Source organism: Erwinia sp. STN24, from assembly GCF_041320675.1.
Taxonomy (GTDB): Bacteria; Pseudomonadota; Gammaproteobacteria; order Enterobacterales; family Enterobacteriaceae; genus Erwinia; species Erwinia aeris.
In genome coordinates, this window is the sequence record NZ_JBGGPM010000001.1 from 846,022 (window position 1) to 863,740 (window position 17,719).

The 17,719-nt window shown below is 53.5% G+C and carries 15 protein-coding genes; 4 read left to right on the forward strand and 11 right to left on the reverse strand.

The window, feature by feature from the left end; all coding sequences use genetic code 11:
• Positions 1-64 precede the first annotated feature (64 nt).
• From ACA373_RS04020 to ACA373_RS04045, 6 genes are all read right to left on the reverse strand, one after another.
• A complete protein-coding gene (locus ACA373_RS04020) occupies positions 65-2,422 on the reverse strand; it encodes a GNAT family N-acetyltransferase (RefSeq protein ID WP_370734045.1) in 2,358 nt (785 codons plus the stop codon).
• Position 2,423: 1 nt separating this feature from the next.
• A complete protein-coding gene (locus ACA373_RS04025) occupies positions 2,424-3,716 on the reverse strand; it encodes a lysine N(6)-hydroxylase/L-ornithine N(5)-oxygenase family protein (RefSeq protein WP_253454157.1) in 1,293 nt (430 codons plus the stop codon).
• 10 nt (positions 3,717-3,726) lie between these two features.
• Positions 3,727-5,277, reverse strand: a complete 1,551-nt coding sequence (locus ACA373_RS04030) for an aspartate aminotransferase family protein (RefSeq protein ID WP_301250819.1) — start codon at positions 5,275-5,277, stop codon at positions 3,727-3,729.
• 538 nt (positions 5,278-5,815) lie between these two features.
• Positions 5,816-5,992: a DUF2256 domain-containing protein gene (locus tag ACA373_RS04035; RefSeq protein WP_253454153.1), complete on the reverse strand. Its 177-nt coding sequence runs from the start codon at positions 5,990-5,992 to the stop codon at positions 5,816-5,818.
• A 21-nt stretch (positions 5,993-6,013) separates the two neighbouring features.
• Positions 6,014-7,795: an EAL domain-containing protein gene (locus ACA373_RS04040; RefSeq protein ID WP_301250818.1), complete on the reverse strand. Its 1,782-nt coding sequence runs from the start codon at positions 7,793-7,795 to the stop codon at positions 6,014-6,016.
• 170 nt (positions 7,796-7,965) lie between these two features.
• Complete coding sequence (locus tag ACA373_RS04045) at positions 7,966-8,133, reverse strand: hypothetical protein (RefSeq protein WP_301250817.1); 168 nt, start codon at positions 8,131-8,133, stop codon at positions 7,966-7,968.
• Positions 8,134-8,467: 334 nt separating this feature from the next.
• On the opposite strand from ACA373_RS04045, the gene ACA373_RS04050 reads away from it, so the two are divergent.
• Complete coding sequence (locus tag ACA373_RS04050; RefSeq protein ID WP_253454148.1) at positions 8,468-9,208, forward strand: HPP family protein; 741 nt, start codon at positions 8,468-8,470, stop codon at positions 9,206-9,208.
• Between the two features lie 41 nt (positions 9,209-9,249).
• On the opposite strand, the gene ACA373_RS04055 is transcribed toward ACA373_RS04050, so the two are convergent.
• From ACA373_RS04055 to ACA373_RS04065, 3 genes are all read right to left on the reverse strand, one after another.
• Positions 9,250-10,404, reverse strand: coding sequence for an amidohydrolase (locus ACA373_RS04055; protein WP_253454146.1), 1,155 nt, complete (start codon positions 10,402-10,404; stop codon positions 9,250-9,252).
• A gap of 238 nt (positions 10,405-10,642) precedes the next feature.
• On the reverse strand, positions 10,643-10,960 hold the full coding sequence (locus ACA373_RS04060; protein WP_370734046.1) for a DUF1471 domain-containing protein: 318 nt from the start codon (positions 10,958-10,960) through the stop codon (positions 10,643-10,645).
• A gap of 243 nt (positions 10,961-11,203) precedes the next feature.
• Positions 11,204-12,127 carry a LysR family transcriptional regulator gene (locus ACA373_RS04065; protein WP_253454142.1) on the reverse strand — a complete coding sequence of 308 codons (924 nt, stop codon included), beginning with the start codon at positions 12,125-12,127 and terminating at the stop codon, positions 11,204-11,206.
• Between the two features lie 299 nt (positions 12,128-12,426).
• Between ACA373_RS04065 and ACA373_RS04070 the strand changes: the two genes are divergently transcribed.
• Positions 12,427-13,392 carry an alpha/beta hydrolase gene (locus tag ACA373_RS04070; RefSeq protein ID WP_370734047.1) on the forward strand — a complete coding sequence of 322 codons (966 nt, stop codon included), beginning with the start codon at positions 12,427-12,429 and terminating at the stop codon, positions 13,390-13,392.
• A 186-nt stretch (positions 13,393-13,578) separates the two neighbouring features.
• Positions 13,579-14,526, forward strand: a complete 948-nt coding sequence (locus ACA373_RS04075; protein WP_253454138.1) for an Rpn family recombination-promoting nuclease/putative transposase — start codon at positions 13,579-13,581, stop codon at positions 14,524-14,526.
• A 52-nt stretch (positions 14,527-14,578) separates the two neighbouring features.
• Here the strand turns inward: ACA373_RS04075 and ACA373_RS04080 are convergent, their stop codons facing one another.
• Together ACA373_RS04080 and ACA373_RS04085 are read right to left on the reverse strand one after the other, a co-directional pair.
• On the reverse strand, positions 14,579-15,217 hold the full coding sequence (locus ACA373_RS04080) for a LysE family transporter (RefSeq protein WP_253454136.1): 639 nt from the start codon (positions 15,215-15,217) through the stop codon (positions 14,579-14,581).
• A 128-nt stretch (positions 15,218-15,345) separates the two neighbouring features.
• Positions 15,346-16,731 (reverse strand): PLP-dependent aminotransferase family protein, encoded by a 1,386-nt coding sequence (locus ACA373_RS04085; protein WP_253454134.1) that lies wholly within the window; start codon positions 16,729-16,731, stop codon positions 15,346-15,348.
• Positions 16,732-16,852: 121 nt separating this feature from the next.
• Between ACA373_RS04085 and ACA373_RS04090 the strand changes: the two genes are divergently transcribed.
• Entirely contained in the window at positions 16,853-17,713 is an 861-nt protein-coding gene (locus ACA373_RS04090) for a DMT family transporter (protein ID WP_253454132.1), read from the forward strand.
• The last annotated feature ends 6 nt before the right edge of the window (positions 17,714-17,719 follow it).

Sequence of the window (17,719 nt, forward strand, 5' to 3'; positions counted from 1 at the left end):
GGAAAACGCGGCCGCCAGAGCGGTCGCGTCAGTAAAGCTTTTGTTAAGGCAAACAACGGGGTCGTTAACGCCAGCGCGCTATCGGGTTGATCAGCGTTCCGGCAAATTTAAGATTTTCAGCCGGATCGGAGAGATTGATCATCTGTTGATTATTTGCCAGCTGCAGACGATTCAGACAGGAGCGGGTAAACTCCGGCGCAAACATATCGTAGCGAGAAAATTTCTCTGCGAATTGAGGATGTGCCTGTTGATAGTCTTTAACGCACTGTGCCACTGCCTGCCAGAATTCTTCCTCCGGCAAGGTGCCCGATTCATGCAGGATCGCACTGATAAAGCGGAAGATGCAGTCAAAAACATCCGTAAAGATCGATAACAGTTTGAGGTTTTCCGGCACGTCCACCGCCAGTCGCTGTACCTTGTCAGGGAGAACCGCATCGGGATCCATTACGGCAATTTCTTCGCCGATATCTTTCATACAGGCGCTAACCGGAACATTGTTTTCTAACAGCATAATCAGGTTTTCGCCGTGCGGCATAAATACCAAATCGTACTGATAAAAGCAGTGCAGAAGGGGGCTGAGATAGCAGGTCAGATAGCGTGATACCCACTCTTTAGCCGGTAAACCGGAATCGGCTATCAGTGCCGGCAGCAGGGCTTGCTGATGATGGTCTCTGTGCAGGAAAGACGCCATAGTCATCAGACGCTGGCCGGGCTTCAGGCTGGCGGCCGGGTTATCCCTCCACAGCGCGGCAAACATCTTTTTATAAGCGGAATCGCCCTTGATAGCCTGCTCGTAATAGCGGTTGTGATAACCCACTGCCGCCACTTCACGCAGGATGCGAAAATCGCAGCGTTGCAGCCATGCATCACCGACAACCAGCTTTTCCAGCCACTCGTTAATCGCTGGCGTGGTAGCCATATAGTAAGGCGACAGGCCGCGCATAAAACCCATATTAAGCACGGACAAAGCCGTTTTAACATAACGTTTGCCGGGCTGGCTGCGATTAAAGAAAGTGCGAATAGACTGCTGGGCCTGATAGCTATCGTCGCCGCTGCCCAGATAGACAATATCGTTATTCGCAATATCTGCCGCAAAAACGGTCAGCAACTTGTTTTGCCACTGCCATGGATGAACGGGCATGAAAATGTATTCATCAGCCGACAGCCCTTTTTTAATCAGTTGCTGGGTAAAGTGCTCCACGGTTTTTTCCCCCAGCTCATCGCGCATCAGCTGCTCGTAGCTCAGGTTGCTCAGGCTGGAGAAATGGGCATTGCGTTGGTGAACCGCTACCCAGGTAAGCCTGACAGGCGTAGCGGCCTCTGGCGCAAAAGCAAGATAGTCACGGGCATCAAAGCCAATACGGCCATTGTTGGCAACAAAGCAGGGATGACCTTCGGTCATGGAGGCTTCAACAGTCTGGAAATCCGCTTTTACCAGCGCCTGACTGTCAGGCTGGTTTTTTTGTAGCTTGAAAACGCTGCTGCACAGCGTGCTGCTAATCTCTTCCATATACGTTGCCAGCAGCGCCTGTGGGATGCCAATCTGTTGGTTAAACTCAACGATAAACTGCAGCGCATCCAGCGGCAGAGCACGACCATTCTCCTGTTTGCTCAGCGACTCAACCTCAATTTCCCAATGATCCAGCGCAAGGCGCATCGCCCGGAAATGATAAGTTAATTCGCTTCCCGGTACGGACAACATATAGCGGCAATCACCCGTTTCAACAGGCGTTACGATTTTTTCATGAGCAAATTCGGCAATAGCTTTGCGGATCAGCAAACGGTTAGCCTGGGTCCAGTTATCGCACGTCAGATGAGCGCCGTTCAGCAGTGAGGTCGTTTCAGTGGTCATATTCAGCTGTTCCTGCAGTAGAGCGTGTTGGTAATCTTCCCGCTGGCAAAAGGCCAGCCAGGCCGTTTTGTGTCCCATATCAATGGTTTGCTGATAACGAAAACCCGCACGCTTGTTTAGCACATGAATTTTGTCGTTACGTACGTCTGGCTCAACCACTACGCGGTTCACTTCCGGTCGGCTGAACATGTAATCCATCACCAGGGTGAAAACCTGCCAGCTGAAATCCCTGACCGGCTGGCTGGCAGGGGCGATCAAAATATGCATGCCATAGTCGTCCGGCGCGGCAGGATAAAACTTACCTACCTCATCGTCGCTGGCGCGGTAGCATTCGATCAGGAACACAGGCCGATCGTCGCAACAGCCGATCAGCGCTGCGTGCGGATCGGAGGACGTTAAATCCTGGTAAAAAGCGGCAACCTGCTCAGGGCTATGTGTCTGCATCCCCCAGAAGCGCGCATATTCACGCGTAACCCAGCTATGGATCAACACAGCGTCTTCTGCGCGCATAGGCCGGAGGCTGAACGTGCCGGCCGGACGGTCGGCGCTAAAAATTGTAGGCGATGACATGTTATCGCTCCGTTTGTGCAGGAAAGGTCTGGAAGGCAATTTGCCGTTCGATCGGATAGACTTCTCGCCCGGTCAGCTCACGCAGCAAAACCGAGTTGCGATAGCAGGCCATACCCAGATCGGGCGTTACGAACCCATGGGTATGAAGCTCGGCGTTCTGCACAAAGATCTGGTTATGCTTATCGATACTGTAGTTGCGCTGAACATCATAACGACCCTTTTCATCCCAGCGCAGACGCTGAGTCACGCCTTCAAGAAACGCCGGCGGACGATACTGATAGCCGGTAGCCACAACCAACCCTTCGGTGCGCCGGGTAAATGTGCAATCCTGCTCCTGCTGATGCAGCGATAGTTCGAATTCTCCCTGCGGCAGCCAGCGCATATCCGTCAGCGCCGAGTGGGTAAACAGATTCACGTCCAGTTCGCCGTCAAGCTGCTTGATGTACAGCAGATCGTAAATGTCGTTGATAAGACTGCTGTTGATACCTTTATAGAGGTTCTTATGGCGGGCATTCAGTTCGTCGCGCTTGCCCGGCGGCAAATCATGGAAATAGTCCACCCATTCAGGCGAGGTCATCTCCAGCGTCAGTTTGGTATATTCCAGCGGATAAAAACGCGGCGCGCGGGTGATCCAGTTGAGCTGGTAACCAAAGCGATCGATTTCAGTGAGCAGATCGTAATAAATTTCTGCGGCGCTCTGTCCGCTGCCCAACACGGTTATCGAACGTTTTTTCTGCAGCTCTGCTTTGTTCAGCAGATATTCGCTGGAATGCGTAAGGCGCTGGCGGTGCGGAATACTACATTCGGGTAACCAGGCGGTAGGGCCCGTGCCAAGGATCAGACGGCGCGCGAACCATTCATGCCGTGTGCCGCTGCGGGTATCGGTGGCGGAAATACGGTAGGCGCCCGTTTCTTCGTCGTAGCTGACATAATCAACATGCGTATTCCAGCGCAGATTGCTGAGTCGCGAACAGGCCCACTGGCAGTACTGATTATACTCTTTGCGCATCAGGAAGAAGTCTTCCCGAATATAGAATGAGTATATCTTTCCTTTTTCCTTCATGTAGTTAAGCAAACTGTAAGGGCTGGTAGGATCGGCCAGGGTCACCAGATCGGCCATAAAGGGCGTTTGCAAATGCGCGTTTTCCAGCATCATGCCGGTGTGCCAGTCAAATCCCGGATTCCGATCGAGGAAGAAGCCGTTCAGGCCTTCAACCGGTTCACTAAGACAGGCCAGCCCCAGGTTGAAAGGGCCAATACCAATACCGATAAAATCGTAAACAGTCTTATTCATTTTAACGCTCTCACTGGTTTGCCGGGGTCAATAGAGAAAGCCGCATCTGCTCCCGCCCGTAATACGCAATCAGGCTGACCACGTCTTCGAGGTCAGCAGGGGTGGTGGTGGGATTTAACAGGGTAAATTTCAGATACTGACGTCCTTCTACTTTGGTACCGGCAACGACGGCATTTCCGGAACGGAACAGCGCCTTACGAATCGCTACATTAATGTCATCAATTTGTGCCTCGCTCATCGCTGACTCGGGAACGTAGCGGAAAATCTGCGTGGTCAACTCGGGCGCATGGAGCACCTCGATAGCGGGATGTTGGTTCAGCAGCTGATGGGCGATTTGCGTCAGGTTGATAATGCTGTCGAAAGCTTCGCCCAGCATGCGCGGCCCCATGATGCGCAGCGTCAGCCACATCTTCAGGGCATCGAAACGACGCGTAGTCTGAATGCTTTTATTGACCAGGTTTGGCGTGCCTTCCTGCTGGGCGCTTAACGGATTAAGGTAGTCAGCATGGTGGGTAACGTGCTTCAGATGTTTGCGGTTACGCACGAAGAAAGCGCCGCAGCTGACGCTTTGAAAGAACGATTTGTGATAGTCGACGGTCACCGAGTCGGCCTGTTCAATACCGTTCAGGCGGTGGCGATGATTTTCTGATACCAGCAGGCCGCAGCCATAGGCAGCGTCAACATGCATCCATAAGCCGTGATGTTGGCAAAGGCCCGCTATCTGCTGAAGCGGATCGATACTGCCAAAATCGGTGGTGCCGCTGGTGGCAACAACGGCGATCGGGATTAATCCCTGTTCATGGCAGCGCAGGATCTCCTGTTCAAGCTGTTTCGCGTCCATGCGGTAATGTGCATCGTAATCAACGGGGATAACGGCGTCATAACCCAATCCAAGGATCGCCATCGACTTTTGAATGCTGAAATGGCTGAGTTTTGAAGTGAATACTCGCCACTTAGCAGCATCTTCAGGCAGCCCCCGCTGTTTAATAAGGTGGCCGGGATGATGGGCTTCACACCAGCTGTCTCGTGCCAGAAGCATGGCCATCAAATTAGACTGGGTGCCGCCGCTGGTAAAAATCCCATCCGATTCAGCAGGCAGGCCAATACGGCCCAGGGTCCAGTCAATAACTTTTTGCTCAATCAGCGTGCCGCCTGCGCTTTGATCCCAGGTATCTACCGAGCTGTTTACGGCGGCCATGATCTGCTCAGCCATAAGAGAAGGCATGACCAGCGGACAGTTGAGATGCGCCAGGTATTTAGGATGATGGAACCAGACAGCGTCACGGAGGTAGAGCTGGCTAAGCTCTGCCAGCGCCTCTTCGTTACTGCCCAGCGGGCGATCCAAATCGACCTCGCTGAACGCTGTGGCCAGCTCATGGGGAAGGATGCCGCTAAATGGCTTCTCAACGGCCTCCAGTGTTCTGGACATTAGCGCCAGCACGTCCTGGGTTTGCTGATTCCAGGCAGGCAGCTGCTGGTTATTGAAAATGTATTTTTCAGGGCTGCTAACATCACCGACAGCAGAAGAGGGGACTGATTGAGCGAATGAGCGTAAGACCATATTTAGTTCCTGTACTTTAAGACGCAAAGACTCTGCCTACGTTAACCAGGCAGGATTACCAGCTCGAAAATTCCAATAAAAATCAAGAGATGCAAAAAGGAGAAACACCTTAAAAAACAGGGAGTCATGCTTACTCGTTGTAAAGACAATATCCCGCGTGCAACCCATAGGTTAAATTACTGTTAACAGCTTTTGTTTGAATGCGATTATAAATAACAATCATTATCATTCAACATTTTTGGTGGTACAAATCACCCGTCTCACTATCTGATGCTAAAAGTGTGATGCAAATCACATTAAGCGGCGGTAAAAGACGGTTTTTCTTAGGAATAATCTGAAGGAGAAGGGCCGGAAGGACGGTGAGGGATAAGGCCGTTTTGAACAATTCGGGCATAAGTGCACAGAGCATGCGACAAACGCGGCCTGGTACTGTCGAAATACACCAGGCAAAACGGCGTGTTAAACGATCGGGCGAAAACGGAAAAAACCAGCGGGTGATACGAAGTCGGTCAGCGCGTTCGCAGCCGCTGAGCTGAGTTCAGGAATGTTCATCTTTGCGGGAGAGGGGGCGCTTCGCGTGTTGGCGGCAGCGTTCAGAACAATATTGCACCTCGTCCCAGCACTTCTCCCATTTTTTACGCCATGTCATTGGCTTATTACAATATTTGCAGAAACGCACCGGCAACGTTTTTTTATTGCCTTTAAATACTTTCATTTTTTCATCCGCTTTTACCGGTTAAGACGACTTACCCAGATCGCGTAGCCGCCATTCCAGCCACTGATCCAGCTCTGCCTCTGGCAACGGCCTGGCATAAAAATAGTCCTGTTCCTGGTTACTGCCATATTCTGTTAACGCCGTATCCGCCTCCCCATTCTCCACCAGTACGGTGTAATCCAGCTCCTTCAGCATGGTTACAATACTGCGGGAAATGATCCGTGAAGAGGTATCCGAGGAAATATTTCGGATCAAAGATCGATCGATTTTTATTGCATCACGTGGCATACGTCGCAGATAGCTGATATTGCGGTAGCCTGTGACAAAATCATCCAGTGAAATACCAAACCCCCTGAGTTTTAACATTTCCATCCCACTCAGTGCCGCCGGGTTCTCAAGCATACGTTCGGTTTCGAGGCATTCAATCCCGAGCAGGGCATTAGGCAGTTTCTCTTTCAGCATTTTATTTTCCAGCATGGTAGCAAAGCCTTTATGCGAGAAGTCGCGTGCGCTGACATTAATGATTATCGGTAACTGAATATGGCTGTTTTTCAGTCTTGCCAGCCGGCTAATCACGCGATCTGTCATCCAGTTCGTCAGGACGGATAATAACTGCCCCTGTTCAGCCTGTGGGACAAAAAAAGCAGGAGAGAGCTCGCCCCGAGTGGGGTGGCGCCAGCGGATAAGCGCCTCCAGCCCGACAGGCTTACCGCTGTGCAGACAAATTCTGGGCTGCCAGGCCAGCCATAGCCCCTGGCCTTCCCGCAGCGCAGAAGCCAGATCGCTGATCAGCGCAGGATCCTGCGTATGCCGTTCATTGACCACCTCAACAAAATGGAGCGATGACAAACCGCGTGCGATAGCTTCATGCAGCGCGCTGACTGCGCGGCGGAGTATCTCCTGGGCAGCGACCTCCCCTGGAATAAAGTCCGTCTCGCCCGTAAAAATTGTTAGCGCGATAGCAAGACCGTCGCCCAGATCGACGCTAATTCCCTCCAGCTTTTCGACGACCCGCTCAGCGCTGAGGTGGCTGCCCTGACGTGTCAACAGGGCAATACGGCCGGTGGCAACCGTATAAAGCCTGTCACCTGCTGCCAGCCTCAGACGGAGTGGCAGCAGCGTCGCCACATCTTTAAGCAGATTTTCTACCGGCCCCATGCCCATTGAGCGTGCAAGTTCGCAGGCGCGAGGCATATCAATACAGTCAATAATGATTAACCGACGCGACGTCTGATTCTCTGCTGCGGTCAGGTTTTGCAGATCCTGGATAAGGCGCTGACGATTAGGCAGAGCGGTAACCGGATCGGTAAAACTGGCGGAATTTAATGCTTCAAGGAAAGAGATCACCAGGGCAGCCAGCATTCTGAGCGTGGTAATTTGGCTGGCGCTAAAAGGATGGGGCTTCGTGTCGGTTACGCACAGCGTGCCTACCACAATCCCTTCGCTATTTTTTAGCGGCACGCCAGCGTAAAAGCGGATATACGGCGCCCCGATGACCAGAGAATGAGTGGCAAACCGAATATCGAGCAGGGTATCAGGCACCACAACCGGATTATCGCTGTCTACCACGTGACGACACAGCGACTCTTCGCGAGAAGAGTGTGACAGGGAAAAATTGTGGGAAGCGCGAACGTACTGAGTATCATCATCCAGTACGGAGATAAAGCTACCCGGAATGCCCAGCGTCTGGCTGGAAAGCTGAACAAATTTCCTGAGCACCTCATCCCTGCTTTCATCAGCGCTAAGGAGAGCCTGTAATGCACGGAGACGAGGGCCGTTATTGCTGTCACTGTTTATAATCATTGGGGCCTCAGCGCCAGCCTGACTCTGGTGCAAATTAAGCATTAAAATAAAGCGGGGAAAATATAACGACTTAGAAGTATATTGCCGCAAAAAAAATAGATCTACTTTAAATCATAGCCCTGACAGGGGGTGTGTGTCACTTTTAATTTCTTTAATGAAAAAATCACGCCTTATCGATATAACAATTGAATCACAGGTGTCTTTTCCTTTTTTTCTCGGGCAATTGAAAAAAAAGAGATGCCGTTTGATTTAAAATCTGAGGCAGGCGCTTTTGCTCTGGGAAATGCCAGAATTACCGTGGTTTTAACATTACCGGCAATAAAATTCATTTTTAACACCGCGACTCCGGCTGGGTAATTTTTCTATTTTTTGTGGGTACATCCGGCAGGCCTTAGGGCACGCTAAGTCAGGCATAGCAGATGCGTACAATAACCAAGGAAAAAGGGAATTTTATCAATCAGGCTAATCAATAACCGGCCAGGCTGGGAGTATAAGGCCAAATTCTGATTACATCGTTATCGTTTTGGGACCAGTGTCGATCCCAGCGACGCCTACGCTGCGGCCAGCAAGGGCCCTGAACGCCAGAGGATTGGCAAAAGATCGGGCATTGTGTTTCGCCGTAAATTCAGAGACTATTCGCGCGCCGTTTTTATCAGATAAGATATCGCCTGCATGATAACTATTTCTCAAATAAAGCATTTTATAAAAAGATTCTGGCCGCGCCCGGTGGTAGTGGCACCCCGCCAGATAATCCTTTCCAGCCTGGGGGCTTTCACCGGTTTGCTGTTCGCCAGCCTGTTCAGCCACTGGACGCTGGGCGAAGTTAACGTCTGGTTTATTGCGCCAATGGGTGCCTCCGCCGTTCTGCTGTTTGCTGCATCTAACAGCCCGCTGGCTCAGCCATGGTCAGTAATAGGTGGTAATTTTGTATCAGCATTAACCGGCCTGACCGTCGCGCACTATATTGAACAGCCCGTGATTGGGGCTGCACTCGCTGCTGGCCTGTCCGTGGTGCTGATGTTTAAGCTGCGCTGTCTTCATCCCCCGGGCGGCGCAATAGCGTTGACTGCAGTGATGGGCAGCCACGCGGCAGGAATGAGTGGCTACCATTTCGCTTTTGTCCCGGTGCTGCTTAATTCAGTCTCGCTGACGTTTGTGGCCATCCTTTTCAATAATCTGATCGGTCGTCGTTACCCGCATACGCTTTCTGCCGCTGAAACCTTGCCAAAACCCGTACAGATGGATGTGGCCATTTCACGGCAGGATCTGCACGAAGCGTTAATGAAAGGGGAGTTCCTTGATATAGATGAAGAGGATCTACAGCAGGTGTTACAACAGGCCGAAAACATTGCGTTAGCTCGCCAGGCAGGAAAAATGGTGATCCACCAGGCTGCTTCAGAAAGAAAAAGCTAAGCATCGGCCATCCTCTTTGTTTGACAGGCTGAGCTGAATTCTCAGGCTGTCACTCCCGCTTCTGCCGCCAGCGTTTTGCCGGCCGTAAACGCCAGCCTGGCCAGATAACGAGCCGCCGGAAAGAGGGCGTTATCATCAACGCGAAATTCAGGATGATGCAGTGGCCAGGGGCCGCCGGAGCCGACCATCACAAAGGCGCCAGGGATCCGCTGCTGATAGAAAGCAAAATCTTCGCCTATCGGGCTGGCCGCAACGGTACGCGCTTCCAGCCCGCTGGCGCTGGCCTGTTCAAGCGCGAAAGCCGCCCAGCGCGCGTCGTTGCTAACCGAAGGCGGCCCCGGCTGCCAGTCCAGGCTGAGTTCTGCATTAAACGAGACGGCCAGGCCGCTAAGCAGCTGGCGCAAGCGGCGTTCGAGCAGGGCGCGGCTTTCGGCGTTAAAGGTGCGCACCGTGCCCTCCAGCCATGCCTCTGCCGGGATCACGTTCCAGGTCGTGCCGCTGTGGATCTGCGTTACGGAAACCACGGCGTTTTGCTCGGAGGGGAGATTGCGGGCGATCAGCGTTTGCAGAGCGGTAATCAGCTGGCCGGCAATCACGATCGGATCGTTGCCTTCATGCGGGCGCGCGGCGTGGCTGCCCGTGCCGGTAATGCGGATGGCGAAACGGTCAACGCCTGCGGTCAGCGCGCCCGCTTTGCAACCCACCACGCCGACCGGCAGGCCTGGGTCGTTGTGCAGGCCGAAAATGACGCTGGCTTTATCCAGCGCGCCGCTCGCCAGTACGGCTGGCGCGCCCTGGCCGGTTTCCTCGGCGGGCTGAAACAGAATACGCACGCTTCCTGCCAGCTGGTCGCACTGTTGCTGCAGCAGGATCGCCGCGCCCAGCACTGCCGAAGCGTGGAAATCATGGCCGCAGGCATGCATCACGCCCGGCGTTTGCGAGCGGAAAGCCAGGTCGGTCTGTTCCTCAATCGGCAAAGCATCGATATCGCCGCGTACCACCACCAGCGGGCCTGGCCGATCGCCGCGAATTTCCGCAACCAGGCCTGTCGCCAGCGGCAGATCCAGCACGGTAATATCGTGGTTAGCCAGCTGCTCGCGCAGATAAGCCGTGGTGGCGACTTCCTGACCCGAAAGTTCAGGGAATCGATGCAGATGGTGGCGTACCTGGTGCAGATAATTTACAAGTTGCGTCATAATGCTCTCCCGGTTAGCCAGCGACTCTGTAGGACGGGACTTCATTTATGGCGTTGCCCCTGGCGCGCCAGGCTGCGGCGCCGCTTATTTAGCGGCTAAAAATGCGCCGCGCCGGCTGAGATAACAGCCGCCCCGTCAGGCTGGCCAGAAAGCCTACCAGCCTTCAGGAGATTGCCATAGTTGGATTCCGGTAAAGCACACTCGCTATTCAGAAAATGCAGACCTCGGCACGATCCGTTTAAAGCGCCGCGTTATCAACGATCTGTCTGTCGCTGATGTTATACAGCGTGGCGGTGGCAGCCAGCACCGACTGCGTCTCCTGGCCCGGCTTATGGGATTCCACATGGGTAATATGGTAACCGACCGCGCCTGCGGCCAGCGCCTTTTGCACCAGCGCGTCGTGGAGAGCTTCCAGCGAGGTTGCCCAGCTGACTTCCGTTACGCCGAAAGGCGCGATCGAGGCTTTTTCCCGCTGAGACAGGCCTGAGCGAACCAGCACCGGCTCGATCGATTTCGCTGAAAAAATAGAGAGCACATCCTGAACTAACGCTTTCATAACTTCACTCCTCATTAAGGTCGCCCGTGGCGCACAGTGTTACGCATTTGGATTTATTGTTAATAAAAAGTAAACCTCAGGAGCTATACAACGCCTTTCCGCCACGTTGTATTTAGCTATTGCTGCTAATCAGGCGTGGAGAAATCTTCGTTCACATTTAAAGGCGATCCGCAGGAAGTTATTTGCATTCCATTACATGTGCCAGGGCGGAGAAGGGCTGACGCTGCCGGGGAAGGGGCTGCGCTAACCCTGAGGCGACCCGCTGGCAGGTCTACGCTTTCGGCTTACCCGAAGTGCATCGACTACCAGAGAGAAGGCGGGTGAAGGCTGTTTCCGGCTGGGATAATAGAGGTAGTAGCCGGGAAAAGGCCTGCACCACTGCTCCAGCACACGGATCAACCGTCCCTCTTCAATATGATTGCCGAACTCTTCTTCGGGTAAAAAAGCGATGCCAAGTCCTGCCAGCGCTGCGGCAACAATGTGTTCAGAAGTATTGAAAATAAGCTGGCCGCTGACGCGTACGTTCAAATCGCCGCCGTCCTGATCGAAGTCCCAGACGTATAGCCCGCCAGAGCGAACCATACGCTGGTTAATGCAGGCGTGCTGCGTGAGATCATGAGGCGTTTCGGGAAGAGGGTAACGTGTAAAATACTCCGGCGTTGCCACTGCGGCCATGCGTAGCTCAGGGCCGATGGGTACCGCGATCATATCTTTATCTATGGTATCGCCAAGCCGCACGCCCGCATCGAACCGATCTGTGACAATGTCACGAAATCCGTGATTGGCATCAAATTCGAGGGTGATGTCAGGATACTGGCGCAGCAGCGGCGTCAGCTTTGGCAGTAGCGTACTGTGCAAAACGTTGGGACCGCAGGTAATGCGAACCGTGCCTGCTGGCTTATCGCGCATCTCGGTAAGCATATCCAGTTCGGCTTCGATTTCATCGATACGGTTACCTATGGTCAGCAGTAAACGCTCGCCGGCCACCGTTGGCGAGACGCTACGGGTCGTACGCGTAAGCAGGCGAATTTGCATACGCTCCTCAAGTGCGGAAATCGCCTGGCTGAGAGCAGGCTGAGTCACGCCCAGTCTCGCGGCGGCGCGGGTAAAGCTCTTTTCACGCGCGACGGTAACAAAATAGAGTAGGTCGTTCAGGTTGCGTTTCATCAGGTGCAGATCTCAATCATTGATAAGCTGTAGTTATAAACCTATTAAGCATTCATTAGCTAGTAATGCTGTGCGCCACCTGTAAAATTTCCTCAGGCCAGCATTGAGAATGAATCAACGCCGCGTTTTTCTGTGCTATTCCCGCGAGTCGTTTTTAATCCTGATGACTATAAAGCGTTTTGGCGATAGCGGCTTGCTTCATGTAAATATTAATAAAAGCTATTGAGGACTCTCCAGTGAGAATATTAACCTTGTTATTAGGGCTGGCAATCAGCTCGTTTGCTGCAACCGGAGCCGATATGTCTGACGGCGCAGATAACTTTTATAAAAGCGATAAGGTTACCCGTCAAAAGGTGATTTTTAAAAATCAGTATCAAATGAACGTGGTCGGTAATTTATTTATGCCGAAAAGGATGAAGCAGGCAAGTAAAAATCCGGCTATCGTTATTGGTCATCCTATGGGCGCGGTAAAAGAACAAGGCTCAACTCTTTACGCCCAAAAACTGGCGGAGCAGGGATTCGTCACGCTGGCGATAGACCTCTCTTTTTGGGGCGAAAGCGAGGGGAAACCCGGCCATCTGATTTCTCCGGAAATCTATTCGGATGATTTTAGCGCCGCCGTCGATTATTTGAGTACGCAACCCTATATTGATGCAGAAAAAATTGGCGTGCTGGGGATTTGCGGCAGCGGCAGCTTTGTTATCAGCGCGGCCAAAATAGACCCGCGTATGAAGGCCATCGCGACGGTCAGCATGTATGACATGGGGGCCGCTTTCCGTAATGGATTGCAGCATTCCGTAACGCCTGAACAGCGCCAGGCATTTATCAAAACGGCAGCGGAACAGCGTCTTGCTGAATTTAAAGGCGGAGAAACGGTCTATATTCCAGGTACGGTGAACAAGCTTGACGATACAACATCTGCTATCCAACGGGAATTCTTCGATTTCTACCGCACATCACGCGGTGGTTATACGCCGCAGGGCGAGAAAGAAGCGCTGACGACAAAACCGATGCTGAGCAGTATCGGAAAGTTTATGAACTTCTATCCGTTCAATGATATTGACACCATTTCGCCACGTCCGATGCTGTTTATTACCGGCGATAAAGCGCATTCCAAAGAATTTAGCGAAGATGCCTACCAGCGTGCCGGAAAACCGAAAGAATTATATATTGTACCGGGCGCGGGCCATGTCGATCTGTATGACCGTACCGATCTTATCCCATTTGCTAAGCTGACCTCATTCTTTAAAAATGCCTTAAAATAATATCTGAAGCCGCATCCTGAAGGGTGCGGCCAGGCATCCCGCTAAGGTTAACCGCTAATTCAGCGCTGAAATCCGTAACGCGTTATCGTAACGTATTGAAAATTATAATAAAAATATCTTTATTTTGTTTTTATCCTGTGCCAGCATTTGCCTGAATTTTCATCATAACGGCACAGGATGGCCCCAATGCAAAACAGTACGCCTACACCGCACGACGCAATCTTTAAAACGTTTCTGTCCAACACGCTCCACGCTCAGGATTTTCTGGAGCTGCATCTGCCTGAGGAACTGCGTGAAATCTGCGATCTGGACACGCTCAGGCTGGAGTCGGGCAGTTTTGTTGAAGACGATCTGCGAGCCTGCTACAGCGATATCCTTTACTCACTTAAAACCACCCGTGGCGACGGCTACGCCTATATATTAATCGAACATCAAAGCTCGCCGGACAGAATGATGCCTTTTCGTCTGCTTCGCTACGCTATTGCGGCCATGCAGCGGCATATGGACGCCGGTCATAAAATGTTGCCGCTGGTAATACCGGTGCTGTTTTACCAGGGCGGCCGCTCGCCTTATCCTTACAGCATGAGCTGGCTGGATCTCTTTAGTGAACCCAGGCTGGCAGCAAAACTCTACGGCGGCCGTTTTCCGCTGGTGGATATTACCGTTATCCCGGATGATGAAATTTTAAAGCACCGCCGGGTGGCGCTGCTGACGCTGCTGCAAAAACATATTCGCATTCGCGACCTGCATGATTTGTTTAATGAAATAACCCAGCTGATGCAGAGCGACGAACTGAGCGGACAACAGCAGGCCGCACTGATAAACTATATGATTCAGGCAGGAGAGACGCCCGATGTAAAAGGATTTCTCCACGAACTGGCACAGGCACTGCCGCAGCATAAGGATGAACTGATGACCATAGCAAAAAGACTTGAAGAGATGGGCAGGGAACAGGGATTACAGGTGGGACTCGAACAGGGACTTGAACAAGGCCGCAGTCTGGGACATCAGGACGGCGAGCGCGAAGCCAGCCTGAAAATCGCCCGCACCATGCTGGAAAAAGGATTCGATCGCGCAGCCGTGATGGAAGTGACCGGACTGTCAGAGGACGATCTTCGGCAAATTAAGCACTAACTTTCCTGCTTCCAGCTCCGCCGCCGGCAGCTTACCGGCGGCGTTGTACTGTTCAGACAATAATAAACTCGCGATAGCCCGAAATAATCACGTAAACCGCGAAATAGCTGAAGATTATGGCAGAGGCCATATAGGAATATTTCAGCAGACGAGCACCCAGCAGCCTGCCGCCGAAGCTGCCTACCAGACATAAAACGCAGGTCCAGAAGACGCCCGCCAGGAAAAAACCGCTCAGAAACCAGCCCGAATCCGTTGTGCTGTGCTGCCCCATACGAGAAATCAGCGCGCCGCCGACGGTTGCGAACCACAGGATTGCCGTGGGGGAGGACATAGCCAGCAGCACGCCGCGGCCAAACTCGTTGCGTAGCGGCCTGGCCTGCTGCGGCTCGTCAGTACGCAGTTCACCCTGACGACGAAACGCGGCCAGCGCCATTTTCAGCGCGAACCACAGCAGCATCGCGCCGCCGCCAATCCACAGTACCCAGCGCACCGCGGCAAACTGTAACAGCACCGTCATACCGGCCAGCGCCAGCAGCGCGTACGCCAGGTCGCCCACACAGGTGCCGATCCCAAGCCAGAAGCCATGAAAATAGCCGCGCTGCATGGCCAGCGTGATCATAGCGATATTGGCGATGCCGATATCCAGGCAGAGCGACAGGCTGAGAAAAAAACCGCTGGAAAATTGCATCACGAAAGCGTTCCTTATAGCCGATCCGCGGCCGTCATCAGACGGTGTAAAGCATGATTGCTCAACAGAAACAAAGTATCCTGGTTATTCATAGCGTTAAAAGGAAAAGTTGCGCCGCGAAGGAAAGTCAATCAACCCTGCTTAAGCGCACGTTTCAGCGCGGAGAAGATGGCAGGATCATTACACTGTGAGACATTAAAGCGCAAAAAATCCGCTGCCGAACCGGATTGACTGAACGCGTTACCGGGCGCCAGCACGACGCCTTCTTTTAAGCAGGCGCGTGACGCCCGTGCGGCATCGGCACCTTCAGGTAGACGGCACCAGAGGAACATACCGGCCTGTGGCGTATGCCAGGGCAGGATATCCAGCGCCGCCAGCTTTTCCAGCGTGGTTTGCATCGCTACCGCCAGCCGTAACCGTACCGATTCCATATGGCGTCGATAGCCGCTGCCTGTCAGCGCGCTGTGCAGCAGCATTGAGGCAAGCTGACCGCCGCCGAAGCTGGTAGCAATTTTCAAATCGACAAGGCTGTCCGTCCAGTCTCGCCGGGCGACAATATAGCCGCAGCGCACCGCCGCCGAAACCGTTTTGGAAAAGCTGCCGATTTGAATAACGTTATGTAAACCGTCATACGCCGCCAGTCTTGGCGCGGGATGGGTTTCAAAATCGGCAAAGATATCATCTTCCACAATAATCAGCCCGGCCGCTTCCGCAAGCTTAAGCATCTGATGGGCAACCACTGGCGTAAGCGATACGCCAGTAGGATTATGGATACCTGCATTAGTGATATAAAGCCGGGGAGCGTGGTTTTGCAGGATTTGGGCAAACGCCGTCAGATCTGGCCCCTGCGGCGTGAACGGCACGCCGACGATCTTTACCGGGTGAGCGCGAAGCAGCGCGTGAAAATTGAAATAGCAGGGATCGTCAACCAGCACGCAGTCTCCCGGCTGGAGTAAAAAACGGCAGATCAAATCTACGGCCTGGGTGCCTGATTCGGTCAGCATGATCTGATCTGCCGTCGCGGTAATCCCCGTTTTCGCCAGCTTGCGGCCTAAAAACTGGCGTAGCTCTGCGTGCCCATAGGGCGAGGCGTAGTCGGTCAGTAGCGCGCTCTGCGCTCGTGCCGCCATGCGCATCGCTTTGCGTACGCCTTCTTCGTACAGCCATGAGGGTGGCAGCCAGCCGCAGCCGGGCTTAAGCAGCTGTGGATCCGCCTCCAGCGCCTGGCGCGATATCCATAAAGGATCGATATCGCGCTCTTTATCGGCCGTCAGCTGCGTTAAATCAAGCGGAGCCGCCGGGCCTGATACAAAAAAACCGGCGCCGGGCCGGGCCGCAATGAGGTTTTCAGCGGCCAGCCGTTCATAAGCTTCCACTACGGTAGAAACCGACACGCCAGAAAGGCGCGCCTGCTGGCGCACGGAGGGCAAGCGCGCGCCGGGAAGATAAGCGCGGGCGGCTATCTGTTTGCGCACCTGCTCCATTACCGAAGCGATACGTGTCTGGCTACGCGGCATGGCGTTCCTCACGCCTGTACTGCATTCACAGCCAGCACAGTTCAGATTAATTGTACTGGATTGTATCTGGCGTAAGCGATCCTGCCAATGCTTAACTGAGCGAAGTCCAACGGGAGAAAGCATGAAAAATAAAGCGAACGGCTGGCTTAGCGGGCTGGCGGGTGTGGTGATTTTTGCCGGATCGCTACCGGCAACGCGGCTGGCGGTGGCGGACTTCACGCCGCTGTTTTTAACTTCTGCGCGCGCCAGCCTTGCGGCGGTGGCGGCACTGCTGCTGCTGGCGCTCGGTCGTCAACGAATGCCGCAGCGTGCGGATCTGTTTTCGCTTATGGTGGTTGCTATGGGCGTAGTGATAGGTTTTCCGCTGCTGACGGCTTTTGCGCTGCAGGACGTTTCCGCCGCTCATTCGCTTATGTACCTTGGGCTGTTGCCGCTCTGTACTGCCGCCTTTGGCGTGGTTCGCGGCGAGCGCAGGCCGCAGCCCGCTTTCTGGCTATTTTCGCTGGCTGGCGGCGCTGTTGTGGCGAGCTACGCGCTGGCCGCTAAAGAAAGTCATGCTTCATGGCAGGATTTACTGACCATAGCGGCCGTGATCGTCTGCGGCGCGGGCTATGCGGAAGGCGCTCGTGTGGCGCGCGGACTGGGCGGTTGGCAAACTATTGCCTGGGCGTTAGCACTGGCTCTTCCGGTAGCGCTGCCCATTGCTGCGCTGACCTGGCCAGCTTCGTTCCAGGCGGTGACGTTTTCCGCATGGATGGGATTAGGCTACGTCTCGCTGTTCAGCATGCTGATCGGCTTTATTTTTTGGTATCACGGCCTGGCGAAGGGCGGCACGGCGGCGATAGGGCAGCTGCAGCTGCTGCAACCTTTTATCGGCTTTGGTTTTGCGGCACTGTTTCTGCACGAAAGCATCAGCGGCGTAATGCTGGCATGCGCTTTGGCCGCGCTGGGCTGCGTGGCGGGCGCAAAAAAATTTGCCTGAGGGTGA